This is a genomic window from Microbacterium sp. JZ101 (assembly GCF_053903175.1).
Window position 1 is genome coordinate 3,503,747 of the sequence record NZ_CP096400.1, and the last position, 11,850, is coordinate 3,515,596.

General features: G+C 71.8%; 13 protein-coding genes. 6 read left to right on the forward strand and 7 right to left on the reverse strand.

The features are described 5' to 3' along the window. Positions 1–56 precede the first annotated feature (56 nt). Positions 57–2,708: a LuxR C-terminal-related transcriptional regulator gene (locus tag M1D56_RS16070; protein WP_456284206.1), complete on the forward strand. Its 2,652-nt coding sequence runs from the start codon at positions 57–59 to the stop codon at positions 2,706–2,708. Next, complete coding sequence (locus M1D56_RS16075) at positions 2,705–3,937, forward strand: MFS transporter (protein ID WP_456284207.1); 1,233 nt, start codon at positions 2,705–2,707, stop codon at positions 3,935–3,937. The genes M1D56_RS16070 and M1D56_RS16075 overlap by 4 nt, the downstream gene beginning before the upstream one ends. Here the strand turns inward: M1D56_RS16075 and M1D56_RS16080 are convergent. From M1D56_RS16080 to M1D56_RS16090, 3 genes are all read right to left on the reverse strand, one after another. Next, positions 3,886–4,488: a hypothetical protein gene (locus tag M1D56_RS16080; RefSeq protein WP_421074861.1), complete on the reverse strand. Its 603-nt coding sequence runs from the start codon at positions 4,486–4,488 to the stop codon at positions 3,886–3,888. The two genes, M1D56_RS16075 and M1D56_RS16080, sit on opposite strands and share 52 nt — an antisense overlap. 473 nt (positions 4,489–4,961) lie before the next feature. Beyond that, positions 4,962–5,864, reverse strand: a complete 903-nt coding sequence (locus M1D56_RS16085) for a rhomboid family intramembrane serine protease (protein ID WP_456284208.1) — start codon at positions 5,862–5,864, stop codon at positions 4,962–4,964. Positions 5,865–5,876: 12 nt separating this feature from the next. Beyond that, complete coding sequence (locus M1D56_RS16090; RefSeq protein ID WP_324013353.1) at positions 5,877–6,434, reverse strand: peptidylprolyl isomerase; 558 nt, start codon at positions 6,432–6,434, stop codon at positions 5,877–5,879. Positions 6,435–6,531: 97 nt separating this feature from the next. Here M1D56_RS16090 and M1D56_RS16095 point away from each other — a divergent pair, with 97 nt between their 5' ends. After that, positions 6,532–7,062 carry a DNA helicase gene (locus M1D56_RS16095; protein ID WP_336619499.1) on the forward strand — a complete coding sequence of 177 codons (531 nt, stop codon included), beginning with the start codon at positions 6,532–6,534 and terminating at the stop codon, positions 7,060–7,062. A gap of 93 nt (positions 7,063–7,155) precedes the next feature. Continuing rightward, complete coding sequence (locus tag M1D56_RS16100) at positions 7,156–7,656, forward strand: aminoacyl-tRNA deacylase (protein WP_456284209.1); 501 nt, start codon at positions 7,156–7,158, stop codon at positions 7,654–7,656. Positions 7,657–7,659: 3 nt separating this feature from the next. Here M1D56_RS16100 and M1D56_RS16105 read toward each other — a convergent pair whose 3' ends face one another. Next, positions 7,660–8,190: a hypothetical protein gene (locus tag M1D56_RS16105; RefSeq protein WP_456284210.1), complete on the reverse strand. Its 531-nt coding sequence runs from the start codon at positions 8,188–8,190 to the stop codon at positions 7,660–7,662. 161 nt (positions 8,191–8,351) lie between these two features. Here M1D56_RS16105 and M1D56_RS16110 point away from each other — a divergent pair, with 161 nt between their 5' ends. Next, complete coding sequence (locus M1D56_RS16110; protein WP_421074859.1) at positions 8,352–8,945, forward strand: RNA polymerase sigma factor; 594 nt, start codon at positions 8,352–8,354, stop codon at positions 8,943–8,945. After that, the gene (locus tag M1D56_RS16115; protein ID WP_421074858.1) at positions 8,942–9,433 is read left to right on the forward strand and encodes a hypothetical protein; all 492 of its coding nucleotides are present in this window, start codon (positions 8,942–8,944) and stop codon (positions 9,431–9,433) included. Before M1D56_RS16110 ends, M1D56_RS16115 begins: the two co-directional genes overlap by 4 nt. Before the next feature lie 7 nt (positions 9,434–9,440). Here M1D56_RS16115 and aroQ read toward each other — a convergent pair whose 3' ends face one another. Genes aroQ through M1D56_RS16130 form a run of 3 tightly spaced genes read right to left on the reverse strand, consistent with a single transcriptional unit; the run spans position 9,441 to position 11,812 of the window. Next, complete coding sequence (aroQ, locus tag M1D56_RS16120) at positions 9,441–9,887, reverse strand: type II 3-dehydroquinate dehydratase (protein WP_271172497.1); 447 nt, start codon at positions 9,885–9,887, stop codon at positions 9,441–9,443. Positions 9,888–9,901: 14 nt separating this feature from the next. Beyond that, positions 9,902–10,321 carry an NUDIX hydrolase gene (locus M1D56_RS16125; RefSeq protein ID WP_271172498.1) on the reverse strand — a complete coding sequence of 140 codons (420 nt, stop codon included), beginning with the start codon at positions 10,319–10,321 and terminating at the stop codon, positions 9,902–9,904. A gap of 9 nt (positions 10,322–10,330) precedes the next feature. After that, positions 10,331–11,812: a threonine/serine ThrE exporter family protein gene (locus tag M1D56_RS16130; RefSeq protein WP_456284211.1), complete on the reverse strand. Its 1,482-nt coding sequence runs from the start codon at positions 11,810–11,812 to the stop codon at positions 10,331–10,333. Positions 11,813–11,850: the final 38 nt, after the last annotated feature.

Here is an 11,850-nt window from a genome sequence, read left to right on the forward strand (position 1 = left end):
CGCACAGACCGGCAGGATGCCGCACGGGATGCGGCAGGAGAGGACGGGCGAGGATCATGACGTCGCGCGCGTCGTTCCCGGCGGCCCCGCAGCCGCCGGCAGGGGCGGTGGTCAGGCCGCGTCTTCTCGCGGCCCTGGACGGCCCTGCGCGCCTCGGCGTCGTCCGCGCCGCGGGAGGCACGGGCAAGACCACGCTTCTGGCGCAGTGGGCGGATCACGCGGCCGGCGACACCGTCGTCGTCTGGATCGACGGCGACCCCGCGCCGACGTCGCGGGCGAGCTTCTGGCTCCGCGCCCTGACCCAGGTGCATGCGCGCGGTCTCGTCGACGACGCGACGCTCTATCGCGAGGTCGCCGCGATCGCCGATGCCCCCGGCGACGTGGAGTCGGCGATGAGGCGGACGCTGGACGATGTCGCCGCCCCCGTCACGCTCGTGGTCGACGGCGTGCACCCGGGCGCACACGGCGACGCGTGGGACGAGGTCGCGCACGATCTGCTGCGCCTCCTCAGCGAGGTGCCGAGCTTCCGCTGCATCGTCGCCGCCAGCCGGCCGACCGCGCTGGAGCACGGCGAGCCGTCCCTCGAACGGCGCGTGCTCACCGAGGCGGATCTCGCCTTGACCGAGGACGAGATCCGCGCCGTGGCGGAGACCGCGTCGCCCTGGCTGTCCCCGGGAGCGCGCGACCTCATCGCCGGCACTGACGCCTCACGGCATGTCGGCTCGCTCAGATTCAGCCTCGACGCCGTCGCCCACGCGGGCGAGGCCGAGAGCGGCGACGTCCTCGCGCACGCGCATCGCGAGCTCATCGACCGACTCGGCGACTCGCAGCTGCGCGACTTCGTGGGCGCCACCGCCCTCTCCCCGGTCCTGGACGCCGACCTGGCGCGTGAGCTCACGGGCCGCGACGACGCGCCCGAGCTGCTCTCGCGCCTGGAGAGCGCGGGTGCGGGCCACTGGACAGAGTCGCACACGGGCACCCGACTCTTCCGCTACGGAACGCACGTGCGCGCACAGGCCGCCGCGGAGTTCGCGGCCCGCAAGCCGGACGCGCTCCGCGACCTCCACGCCCGCATCGCGCAGTGGCTCTTCCACGAGCTCAAGGACGACATGGCGGCGCTCGAGCACGCCCTCGAGGCCCGCGACCTGGAGTTCGCCGGCCACGTCGCCCTTCGGGCGCTCCCGCTGAACCGCGACGAGGGCTCGCGGGTGGTCGACCTCCTCCGACGCATCCCCAGTGTCCAGATCCACCGCCATCCGCTGCTCGCGCTCTGGTACGGACTCGTCCTCAACGCCGACCCGGCGACGCAGAGCCGCGCACCGGAGTTCTTCGTCTCGGCCGGGCTCCTGGCGCGCGTGCAGAGCCGTCACCTGAGTCCATGGGAACGAGCCGTGCACCGCGGGCTCGAGGGCGTGGTGTGGCGCATGCTGGGCCAGAAGCGCCGGATGGTCGACGCGGCGCGACGCTACGTGTCGCTTCTCGACGAGCTGGCCGCCTCGGAGAGCGAGGACGACCGGCTCGCGGACATCGCGAGCACACTGCTCTATCAGAGCGGGGTGAGCGCGTTCTACGGCGACGATCCCGACACCGCCCGGCGCGCCTTCTCCGCCCTCGTCGAGTTCTCCGAGCGACACGACTTCCGTCATCGTCGCAACGCCGCGCTTTCGGGCCTCGCCTTCCTCGATGCCATGGCCGGCCGCGTCGCCGCTGCCCGCCGCGCGCTCGAGCGCATCGTCGACGCCGAGTGGCCCGAGACCTGGCGGAGCGGGTACATGGGCGCTCTCGCGCGCATCGCCCGCGCCTGGGTCCTGCTCTCCGAGCCCGACCCGCAGGGGGCCCTCGACGAGCTCACCGTCCTCGACCCGCACTTCGAGACGATCGAGCACTGGGAGCTCATCCTCATCGCGCGCGTGCTCGCGGAGAGCATGCTGGGCCGCCGACGCGAGGCCGCCTATCGGTTCGAGCGCGTCCGCGACGCGCGCACGCGACGCTCGACCCAGCCCTCGAGCCTCGACCGTCTTGCGGCGGCAGCCGGGCTGCTCGACCTCGTGACCGGACACGTGGCCGACGTGCGGCGCCGCGGGAACGCGCGGAGGCCCTCGTCGCTCCTCCGCGCCATCGAGGGGATGGCCGAGGCGGGCGTCAGCGGCTCCGCGGCCGCGACCTCGCTCGTCGCGCGCGCCGAGCGAGACGCGCGCGACCCCGTCGAGGAGCTGTTCGCTGCGATCGCCGCGACGACCGTCACCCTCCGCTCCGACGGCGACCGAGACATCCACCGCACCGCGGCCCGGATCGCCGGCATCGTCACGGAGCACGGCCTGCGCTGGCCTCTGGTGCTCATCTCGGCGTCCGATCGGGAGCGGATCCTCGCGGCGCTCGAGGGCGCCTCGGAGAACGGAACGGCCGAGGTCCTCCGCGACACGTTCGCCGCGTTCCCGCCGCAGCTCGACGACTCGGTGTGGGGAATCGAACTCGCGCCGGTCCTCAGTCGCCGCGAAGCGGTCGTCCTCCGCGCGCTCGCCGAGACGGGCAGCAGGGCCGAGATCGCCGAGCGCCTCTTCGTCTCCGTGAACACCGTCAAGGCGCAGCTGCGCTCGCTCTACGCGAAGCTCGGCGTCAGCTCACGCGAGGAGGCTCTCGCACGCGCGATCGCGCTCGACCTCCTGTCCCCGGAGGACGACAGCGACGGAGAGGAGGCCGTGTCGTGAGACGCGTGCTCCTCCTCGCACTCGCGCAGTGCGCGGTGCTCGGCTCGCTCACGGCGCCCGCGGTCGTGGGGCTCTCGGTCATGATCCGAGACATGGTTGGCGCCGACGCCGCGCCGACCGCGCTCGCCGGCGTCGCCGCGGCCGGCTCGGCCGCGGCGATGCTCGCGAATCCGCTCTTCGGATGGGCCGCCGACCGCAGCCGCGTGCCCCGTGGACGACGCGCGTGGCTCGTCGCGGGGGCGATCGCCGGAGTGGCGGCCTGCGCCGCGGTCGCGTTCGCGCCGGACGTGCCATGGCTCGCCATCGCATGGATGCTCGCGCAGGCGAGCTACAACGCGTGCTTCGGCGCGATCAACGGGCTCCTCTCGGAGGGGCTCGCCCCGCAGGACCGCACCCGCGCCGCGGGCGTCTTCTCCGCGGCCTCCCTGATCGGGACGCTCCCCGGCCTCGCCGCCGCGGCGCTCCTTCCCACGAGCATCGTCGCGATGACGCTCGCCGTCCCGTGCATCGCGGCCGCGGCCATCCTGTTCGTCGCCCTGCGACTCCGTCGCCTTCCGGGGCGCGCGTCGGCCGAGCCGTGGCGGCTGGGTGCGGTCGCCGCGCTGCTGACGCGGCGGTTCGTCGCGGTGCTCGCCGTGCGGTTCGTGCTCGCACTCGAGCTCGCCGCGGGCCTCACCTTCAGCCTCTACCTGTTCCTCGACCGGTGGGCCCTCGAGGACGCCCTGGCCGTCCGCCTCGTGTCGCTCGCGACGCTCATCGGCGCGCTCGGCGTCGTCGCGACCTCCGTTCTCATCGCCGCGACGCCGCTTGCGCGCGTCGACCCGCGTCATCTCCTCGCCCCCGCGCTCATCGTGCTCGCGCTCGCGATGGTCGGGCGCGGCCTCGCCACCGAGGTGCTGCACTTCCACATCGCCACAGCCCTCGCCGGCTGCGCGATCGGCGCGGGCTTCACGTCGACCCGGTCGATCGCCCAGGCGGCGCTGCCGCCGACGGAGTCCGCACTCGGGCTCGGCGTCTTCAACGTCGCCAACACGCTGGCGCCGATCGTCGCGCCCGTGCTCGCGAGCACTCTGATCGCCCCGGGACTTCTGCCCGGGCTCCCCGACGGCTACGCCGTCATGTACGTGCTGCTCGCGGTGCCCGTGCTCGCGTGCCTCGCGATGCTGCCGCTCCTCGGCTACGCGTCGACCGGCTCGAGGCCGATGAACTTCATGCGGTCCTCGCCGTAGAAGCACGACTGCAGCGCGAACGCGCCTTTGAGGCCCACGAGGTCGGCGGTCGACGACCAGATCTTCGAGGTGTACCGGATGTCCACGATCTCGTAGACCTGGTCATCCCCCTCGACTCGGATGCGCTGGCCCATCTCCCACGGCAGGAGCACGTCGCCGCCGCAGTTGTTGTGCGCGGCCCACACGGGCGGCACGCCGTCGCGCTCGTACGAGAGCATCTCGGTGAAGGTTCCGTCGCACCAGTCGAGCTCGGTCTGGCCGCCCGAGACGCCGAGCTTCACGGTGGGGAGCTCCTCGAAGACCTCCTCCTGCACCTGCTGGACCTTCTCGGCGACGCCGACCTTGATCGCGCCATACGCCTGCTCGACCGACTGCGGAGCGAGGAGCGTGCCGGCGCCGAGGCCGATCCCGCCCACGAGGAGCAGGACGCCGAAGACGGTGAGGACCGTGTTCCAGGCGCCGCCGCGACGCGAACGCTTGGCCGCGTGCTGTCCGCCGCGTGCGCGACGGGTCACCGGCGGAGCCGAGGGGTGCTCGGGCGATTCGCTCATCGCGGGTCCTTTCACGATCCGCTTGCGAGCTTACGCCAGGGGGCCGTCCGAGCCGAGGCCGGGCTCCCTCTCTCCAGCGATCTCCCGGCCCGGACCATCCGAATGACAACGGTGTGATTCATCCCCAGCTCGCCTCACACCTGTGAATAACAGAGGTGTAATTCATCCCCAGGTGGGGATAGATCTGTGGATAACCCCGTGGAGAAGTGGGGGAACCAGGTGGAGAATCCCGTGGAGAGGGGGTGGAGAACGGGGGGTTAACCGTGGAGAACCTACCCACAGCTGTGGACAGCTTGTGGAGAACTCGCCCGATCCGGACGTGCGCGCAGCCTGGCTGCGTGGGTCGCGAGCCGCGCACCTGCCTCCAGTGGCCGCCATCCGCGCCCGCAAGCGGCCCCACGCGGCAGGCGCCGGGGGCACGCGAAGGGGCCGGATCCCAGACGGATCCGGCCCCTTGGCGTCTGCCCCGCGTGTCAGGTGAGCGACGGGTATCCCAGCACGGGCGGCACGGCGAGGAGCACGAGGAGCGCGACGCCCACGAGCGCCAGCAGCGCGATCTGAAGACCGCGCCGGTTGCGGCCGCTCGTTCGAGCGAGGACCAGTCCGACGACGAGGCCTGTGATGAGGCCGCCGACGTGCGCCTGCCACGAGACGTTGAACCCCGGGATGAACCCGATGACGAGGTTGATCCCGAGCACGACGAGGATGCCGCGGATGTCGCCGCCCAGCCGGCGCCCGATCACGAGCAGCGTGCCGAGGAGGCCGAACACGGCCCCCGAGGCGCCCACGACGGGCGTCGAGAAGGCCAGCAGGGCCACGGCGACCGAGCCGCCGATGGTCGACAGGATGTACAGCGCGAGGAAGCGCCCGCTGCCGATGATCGGCTCGAGGATGCGGCCGATCATCCACAGCGACAGCAGGTTGAGGCCCACGTGCCAGAAGCCGCCGTGGACGAGCGCGACCGTCACGAGCCGCCAGGGCTGCGTGGTGCCGGTCAGCTCGGGGTACAGCGTCGGAGCGTAGAACGCGAGCCACTGCTGGACGCCGATGGCGCCGCCGAAGCCGTATCCGTCGACCATCTGGAGGAGGTAGGCGACGGCCGTGATGCCCGCGATCCACGCCATGACGCGCGGACGGCCGCCGGCGATGGCGACCGCGCCGCCTCCGCGCCAGCGCCGCTCAGCGCGGCGCTGGGCGGGTGTGCGGCTCTTGCGCTGCTCCTTCATGCACTCCGGGCACACGACGCCGACCGGCCCCTGGGTCTGGCAGTCCGCGCAGATCGTGCGCAGGCAGCGCTGGCACAGGACGAAGCTCTGGCGATCGGGGTGCCGATAGCAGTAGTCGTCGGGATTCCGGGGTCGGTCGGCGGTGGTCACGCGAGCGCCGTGTCAGACGGCGACGACGTCGATCGACGAGATGACGACGTCCTCGCGCGGGCGGTCGGCCGCGCCGGTCGGAACCTGGGCGATCGCGTCGACCACGGCGCGCGACGCGTCGTCGGCGACCTCGCCGAAGATCGTGTGCTTGCCCTGCAGCCACGGGGTGGGGTCGGTCGTGATGAAGAACTGCGATCCGTTCGTGCCGCTCAGCTTGCCCGTGATGGCGTTCGGGCGCTTGCCCGCGTTGGCCATGGCGAGCTTGTAGGGCGCGTTGAAGTCGAGCTCGGGGTGGATCTCGTCGTCGAACGTGTAGCCGGGGCCGCCGACGCCCTGGCCGAGCGGGTCGCCGCCCTGGATCATGAAGTTCGGGATGATGCGGTGGAAGATGACGTCCTTGTAGAGAGGGCCCTCGCCGGCTGCGCCCGTGCGCGGGTCGGTCCACTCCTGCGAGCCGTCCGCCAGCCCGATGAAGTTCTGGACGGTGCGGGGTGCGTGGTCCCCGAAGAGGTTGACCACGATGTCGCCGTGGTTCGTGTGGATGGTCGCGACGGCGGTGTGCTGAGTCATGGGCACATTCTCTCAGAGTCCGCAAGGCCGGAGCTGATCGGGGATGCCATCTGGCAGGATGGTCGAAAGCAGACCCCATCGACGCGGGAGGGCACACGTGAGCCTCAGCCTCAGCAGGAAGCAGAAGAAGGAGCTCAAGAAGCTCCAGCAGTCCGCGGCGCACGTCTGGGAGGCGCAGCAGGTCGTCGCCGCCGGCGCCGCCGACGTCGCACGGCAGGCGGGTCGCCAGCTCGAGACGTTCGGGCGCAAGCAGGTCGCACCCGCGGTCGAGGAGAAGTACCACGAGATCCTCGAGCCCTACGTGAACCGGGCTCGCCCGTTCGTGGACCAGGGTGTCAAGGCCTCGAAGAAGTTCATCGACGGATCGGTCGTCCCGGTCGCCGGCGCGGTCGTGGGCAAGGCCCTCTCGGCCTGGGACGTCGCCGCCGAGACGCGCGACAAGCTCGCCCGCTCGCGCGCCGGACTCCCCGTCGTCGCTCCCAAGAAGAAGTCGAGCGCGGGCCCGGTCATCGCCCTCATCCTCGGCATCGCCGCGGCCGCCGGCGTGCTCTACGCCGCGTGGCAGACGCTGCGCGCCGACGACGAGCTCTGGGTGGCCGACGACCCGCTCGCCGCACCCGACGCCTGACCTGAGGATCCGGCGCGGCGGGGCGACCCGCCGCGCCGTTCCGCTGCGCTCGCGGGTGCTCCTCGCGGAGCGCGACGCTGAGGAGGAGAGCGGATGGCCGACGGCACGACGACGCAGGATGGGCTCGAGCGCGTCCGCGCGGCCGCCGCGGAGCGCGGACTCGACATAGACGTGCAGGCGTCTCCGCGCGCCGCGTCTCTCGAGGAGGCCGCCGCGCTCCGCGGCATCGCGCCCTCCGACATCGTCAAGACCCTCGTCGTGAAGGGCAAGGGCGACCGGTTCTACTTCGCGCTCGTGCCCGGCGATCGCTCGATCTCGTGGTCGAAGCTGCGCGCCGTGGTCGGCGTGAACAGGCTGCGCCTGCCCGAGCCGCCCCTCGCTCTCGAGGCGACGGGGTACGAGCGCGGCACGATCGTCCCGCTCGGATCCACGCGGGACTGGCCCGTCTACGCGGACGAGCGGATGGTCGGCAAGCGCGTCTCGATGGGCGCGGGAGCCCACGGCTATACGCTGTTCGTCGACGCGGACGCCCTGATCGCCGCCTACGGCGCGACCGTCGCCGACATCACGGACCCGATCGAGGCCATCCGCTGACCGCTATCCCGAGACGCGGACCGAGGACGCCTTGTTGTTCATCGTGCTGCTGATCGAGCTCGAGTACGAGTAGTAGCCGTACGACGCCCCGCCGTAGTTCGTGTGCTCGTAGACCTTCACCTTGCAGTTCGAGTAGCCGCGCATCGACGAGGCGCGGTCCTGGAACGAGATGTTGGCGTTGCCCATCCACTGCCCCGACACGCACGAGCTCGATCCGTAGAGGTCCCAGTACGAGCCGCTGTACGACGTGCCGTCGTACAGGCGCGCGAGCAGGTACGTCGCCGCGACGCCCGCCTCGATCCCGTCGGCACTCGACGAGCGGGCGGATGGCACGGCCGCGTCGACGACGACCTGGCCGGTCTGCTCGAGGACGGCGGCGTGGAGGTCCTCCCCGCGCGGCACGCAGATGGTTTCGCCGGTGTCGACGAAGACGCCGCAGTCCTGCTCGGCCGATGCCGTCGCGGGCGCCGCCGCGATCGCACTCGCCCCGACAGCCGCGATGCAGGCGAGCACCGCTCCGATTCGCTTCCTCATGGCGCCCATGCCGACTCCTCTATCCGGAGCCCCGATCGACGAACCCCGTCCCCGGAATCTCGCACGCCGCGCGGGCGGTGTCAAGGCGTTGTGTCCTCCGAATGGGGGACACGCCGCGGACGAAGTGTGAGACGATTCGGGACACCGGAGCATTACAGGGTGTGAACGCAGTGGAACACGACGTGGCAGCCGTGCCGTCGCAGGCCGACGAGGCGCTGCTCGACGCGGTCGCACGCGGAGACCACACGGCGTTCGCCACGATCTACGAGCGCCACGTGCGCACGGTCTTCCGCTTCGCGCTGAGCCTCGGCATCTCACCGCGCGACGTCGAGGACGTGACGCAGGAGGTCTTCGTGGTCGCGTTCAAGAAGGCCGCGAGGATCCGCACCGCCGACGGATCCGCCCTCCCCTGGCTCATGGTCACGTGCCGCAACCTGTCGTACGCGCATCTGCGGAAGCGCGCGAAGGATCACGCGCACCTCGATGCCGGAGAGCACGACGTCGCCGATCCGACGGCGTCGCCCGAGAGCCGCGCCCTGCAGGCCGAGCTCTCCCTGACGATCGCCGAGGCGATCGGCCGACTCTCGCCGCGGGACCAGGAGCTGGTCCACCTCTGCCTCGACCGGGGGATGACCTACCGGCAGGCGGCGCACGCGCTCGGCGTCACCGACGGGACGGTGCGGAACCGCCTGTCGCGCGCCAGGGCCGAGCTGCGCAGCTCCCTCCGCGGCGCCTTCCGTGAGCAGGGATCATGAGACTGCACCCCCCGACCGACGACCAGGTCGCGTCGATGCGCCGCAAGATCTTCGCCGAGATCGCCCGGAACCGCGCACGGCGTCGCTCGCGGCTGACGTTCACCGCGGCCACGACCGCGCTCGTCGTCGCCGTCACCACCGCGGGCGCCATCCTCGTCGAGATGGCGAAGCCCGACGACCTCAACGTGAGCTTCGACTGCTACACGACGGCCGACCTGTCTGCGCCGCACGGCACGACGTCATTCGTCGACGACGACCGCGATCGCGACCGCACGCTCGCTCTCGAGGATCGGGTCGCGCAGGCCCTCGAGTTCTGCATGGCGGGCTACAACGCGGTGCCGACCGACGGCGACGTCGAGATGGTGCGGGTCGTGAACCCCACCGTGTGCATGATGCAGGATCGCCGGCTCGCCGTGCTGCCCAACGAGCAGTATGCATCCACGGAGGACTTCTGCGAGGGTCTCGGCCTCGCGGCCCCGTTCGAGTAGGCCGCGGTCAGCGCGCGGGAGCGAGCAGAGCCGCGAGGCGCTGCACCGCGAAGGCGTAGCCCTGCACGCCCGCTCCGACGATCACGCAGCTGGCGACATCCGACAGGTACGAGTGGTGGCGGAACGGCTCGCGCGCGTGCACGTTCGAGATGTGCACCTCCGCGAAGGGCAGGTGCACGCCGGTGAGGGCGTCGCGCAGCGCGACCGACGTGTGGGTGAGCGCGCCGGGGTTGATCACCACCGCGTCGCAGTCGCCCCGCGCCTCGTGGATCGCGTCGACGAGCGCGCCCTCGTGGTTGCTCTGGATGGCCCGCACCTCGAACCCGAGATCCGCGGCCGTCCGCTCGACGAGCGCCACGACGTCGTCGAGCGTGTCCGAGCCGTAGATCTCGGGCTCGCGCGTGCCGAGGAGGTTGAGATTCGGCCCGTTCACGAGCAGGATCCGACCGTTCACGTGCGTTCCCTTCGTCACAGGAGTCCGGCCATCCGCAGGGCGGTGTCGACGAACGAGACCCGCTCGATCGACCGCACGCGGCTGAGCGGGATCCACTCGGCCATGTCGGTCGACCCGTCGAGCTCGTAGGCGAGGGACCCGCCCGTGATCGTCGCCCGGTAGACGATCCGCAGCGCCTGCATGTCGCCGGTCCCCGCGAGCCGCTTGCGGGCGGGGATGACGACCGAGTCGATCCCGATGACGTCCCCGAGCTCGACCTCGTAGCCCGTCTCCTCGCGCACCTCGCGTCGGCAGGTCTGAGCGGGATGCTCGCCGGGGTCCATCCCGCCGCCCGGCATCGTCCAGGCGGGCTTCGACCCCTCGATCCAGCGCGAGAGCAGCACGCGCTCGGCCTCGTCGACGATGACGGCGTAGGCGGCGACTCTCAGGTCCATGACGTCAGCCTACTGATCCCGGATCGCGGCGCCGTCGGCCTCGCCGCGCGGCGGGACCGGCACGAGCTTGCCGGTGCCGGCGGCGGCGCGGGGGCGCGCGGTCGTCCGCACCCTCATCCGCACGCCGTCCAGGGTCGCACGCAGCGGGGAGCCGATGAACAGGCCGAGGGTCGCGCCCGCGGCGAGCGCGATGCCGATCATGCCGGCGGTCACGAGCGCCTGCGTCGCGACGATGAGCCGCGCGGTGTCGTCGCCGGCCTCGACCATCCCGAGAAGACCCCGGAACACGGCGGAGCCCGGAACGAGGGGGACGATCGCGGCCGTCGTCACGGCGACGGATGGCACGTGGAGGCGCTGGGCGATGAGCGCGCCGACGAGGCTCGCGGCGAACGCCCCCGCGAAGCTCGCTCCGGCGGCGTCGAGTCCGGCCGCCGAGGGCACCGCGTAGCCGGTCCAGGCGATCGTCGCGAGCAGGACGCTCACGACGACGATGCGGAGGCCGGCGCCGTTCATGACCGCGACGGTGATCGCCACGATCACCGCGCCGACGATCTGACCCGCGAACGGCCCGAGCGGCAGCGCCTCGCTCGGCAGCTGCAGGCCGACGCCGAGCGCGCTCGCGAGCTGCAGCCCGACCACGATGCCGAGCACGACGCCGAGGGTCTGCAGGGTGAGCTCGAGGATGCGCCCTCCCGCGGTGAGCGCGAATCCGTCGATCGCGTCCTGCGCGGCGCCGACGACGGCGAGACCCGCGAGCATGAGCACGATGCCCGAGGAGACGACGATCGTCGAGCGGACGTCGGTGAACGGCTCGACGCCGAGGCGCGACAGGAGCGCGACGACGACCGTGACGGCGACGAGCGTGAACGCGCCGACCACCTGGCTGAAGAACATGGGCACGCGCAGCTTCGCGAGCCCCGCCTGGGAGCCGGCGACGCCCAGCGCGGCGAGGAAGGTCACGGCCAGCGCGATCCACGACGCGCCGAACATCACGCCGACGCCGACCGCGAGGAGCGCCTGCACCGTGATCACGACGCCGGGCTGATAGAGGAACGGCGTGCGGCGGATCTGGCGGAACCGCGCCCGCGCCTCGCCGAGCTCGAGGCCCTCCTCGATCTCGGTCACGAGCGCCTGGAGGCGCTGGAGCTTCGCGTGATCGGGAACGGCCGACCGCACGACCTGCATGAGGGTGATCGGCAGGTCGTCGCCTCCGCGGTGATCCGACACCGTCACGGAGTTGTAGGTCACGTCGACGTGCACGCTCTTGAGCCCGTAGGCGCGGGTGATGCGCAGGGCCGCGAGCACGACCTCCTTCGCCGACGCGCCGACCGACAGCATGACCTCGGCCACCCGCATCGCGAGGTCGATGATCCGCACGGCCATCGCGTCGTCGACGACCGTGAGCAGCTCGGTGGGGGCGGCCTTCGACGCGTCGCTCCACAGCGCCCTGCGGACGCTCTCCATCACGCGCCGACGACGATCCTGAGCCATGCCCTCCATCCTGTGCCACGAGGTTCACCGTTCGCCGA